The following is a 2,449-nucleotide window of genomic DNA, read 5'->3' on the forward strand; positions in this document are numbered from 1 at the left end:
GATACCACTAGGTCTGTTTTGCTGCCATTGATATTTTTTTGCATTTTTTTACATACTTTCTTATAGCCAATTAATTTAAAGGGAATACATTAAAAAACCTGTCTGCATGAAACCACCTTGAAAAACAGATTAAGCGATAAAATAAATAACTTTAGAGACATTAATTTTTTATTTTCATCATTTAAAAACATTTTTTAATAATATAAATAATAAATTTTTATAAAAATTATAATAAGGGAAAAATATGAGAGATATTTATTTAGTATTAGAGCGCTGGGGTGTTTGGGCACGGTATAAACCAGATATGGGTTATTCCACCGTTGCCGCTGGATTTAGAGGACTATTATTACCACAGAATTCAACTCGCTTGCCTTCATGCTGTGATGAAGATGGATTAATTGTCGACAGAGCGGTAGGACAATTAAAATTAGTGCGTAAACCAGAAGAAGTTACCCTTATTATTGCTTACTATATGTATCGCATCCCCAAACGGGCGATTGCCAAAAAATGGAAATGCTCCGAAGGAGAGATCCGTAGAAAAATACAAATAGCGGAAAGTTTTATCGATGGCTGCCTGGCAATGGCTAATGTCCGTCTTAACATGGATCCTTATGTGCAAAAAAATGAAATAGAAAAAACAAAGTAAAGTGAAACCAAAAAAATATTTTATTTTTTATAAAAATGACTAATGCGCGACGCAAAAATTGTATTAATGTAATAAAACTGATGCCATTTAGCAGTTAACAACCTTCTTTTTCCGTACCTTCTGTTAAATTATCTTATATAGCCTGATTTCAACAAAATAGCGCCGAAAGCCTATTCTAAATCTTCTCGAGTGATTACAAGAGATTTCTTATAGGTACTCGCTTAATCAGGCTTATATTACATTTCGCTTTCATTTTTATTACTTACAGATAGGCCATAGCCTATCACTTAAAACCAATGGATAAACCTATGACAACGATAACTAAACTATTAAAAGAAATTAATTTGGATTCATTAAACCAAGTAGCTGAACTGCCTTTTGAGCAATATTTAATATTGGCCGAATCACACAATATGGCATGGGAAGACACGCAATCGCTTTATAATCAGGCGATGGATTATCAAAAAAAGAGCAGATCTGCTTTAACACATGCCAATCAGCAAATCCCCAAAATATTAAAATTAAATAAATCTCCTGCATCGGTTAGTCAATACGATAAAAATTTCACCAAAATTAATCATAATTATGTAGTGGAAGGCTCTGTTGCTTCGCTTTATTCCCCCGCCGCTTATTTAGCGGAATTATATCGCGCGGCACGAAAGCTACATAAAAGTAATTCAGTCTACTCGCTAGATAAACGGCGGCCTGATTTAAAATCATTAACCATTAACCAAGAAAATATGGATAAAGAAGTCAGCACGCTGTCGCTTGTTAAGAAAATTTTATGGAGCAAAATAGAAGATAAAATAAAAGTAATAGAAGATGTAGCACCTGAAATTGCACTTTATCAATACCTGAGTACTTATAAAAGCACTGAAGCCCCTTACCATCATGCTTACCAGTCAATTTGTCAGGTATTGCAGGAACGTAATATTAATTTTCATCAGTTACTCAATGAACCTATTTTAACTGACAGAATTAATAAGATGCCTCTCTTTACTATTTCACCTGGATTGTATTCTATTTTACGGCAAGAAGTGAGTGATGATATTGATAAAGCCATGCTGCTCTATAAAGAAACAGGATGGTCTACTGATGTCATTAAATCGATGGTAAATGGAAAGGAAATAGATAATTCAAAATTTAATCCAGCAATGCTAGAAAAAATACTCAGAGTGAAACATTATCAAGCACGTTATACTATTTCGCCTGACCAGGCTTTAATTTTAGCCAATCAATTTATTTGCTACCCGAATACCAACAAAGAGCAATTTAATAAATTATTTAATAACCCACCATTAAATGGCGTTAATTTTACTACCGACAGTTCTTTTATAATCAATTTTAATTTTAATAACGAAAAAAATAAATTCGAGGATTCAACAAACACTGACGTATTAAAACGCGCCTTCCGTGTTAATAATAGTGAGTTGATGTTAATGGCGATGCTCGCTTCCCCTAGCGAGGATATTAAAATGATACGGAATAATTCAGAAAATATTTCTAAGCTATACCGTATTCGCTTACTCGCTGATGTTCATCACTTAACTATCAATGAATTGGTGATGTTATTAACCATCTTAGCTCCTCAATCACACCCATTTATTCCTACAGATAGCGCAGCACTGGCTAATTTGATTGACAGAGTCTACAGCACAACATCCTGGTTAGATCAACAAGACTGGAGTGTTTATGAATTGTATTGCATGACCAACAAAAAATATGACACAGTGCGGACACCTGAAATTGAAAATCTCCTTAACACGCTCATCGCCGGTCTGCAAAACACTCAGGCTAGCGAGG

General features: G+C 34.1%; 2 protein-coding genes. Both read left to right on the forward strand.

What is annotated here, in order from left to right; translation table 11 throughout:
* The first annotated feature begins 244 nt into the window (after positions 1–244).
* Complete coding sequence (locus tag REG_RS08605; RefSeq protein WP_006705284.1) at positions 245–646, forward strand: antiterminator Q family protein; 402 nt, start codon at positions 245–247, stop codon at positions 644–646.
* Between the two features lie 308 nt (positions 647–954).
* The coding region (locus tag REG_RS08610; protein WP_039908301.1) for a Tc toxin subunit A at positions 955–2,449 on the forward strand (1,495 nt) is incomplete at its 3' end.

The organism is Candidatus Regiella insecticola LSR1 (assembly GCF_000143625.1).
Lineage (GTDB): Bacteria > Pseudomonadota > Gammaproteobacteria > Enterobacterales > Enterobacteriaceae > Regiella > Regiella insecticola.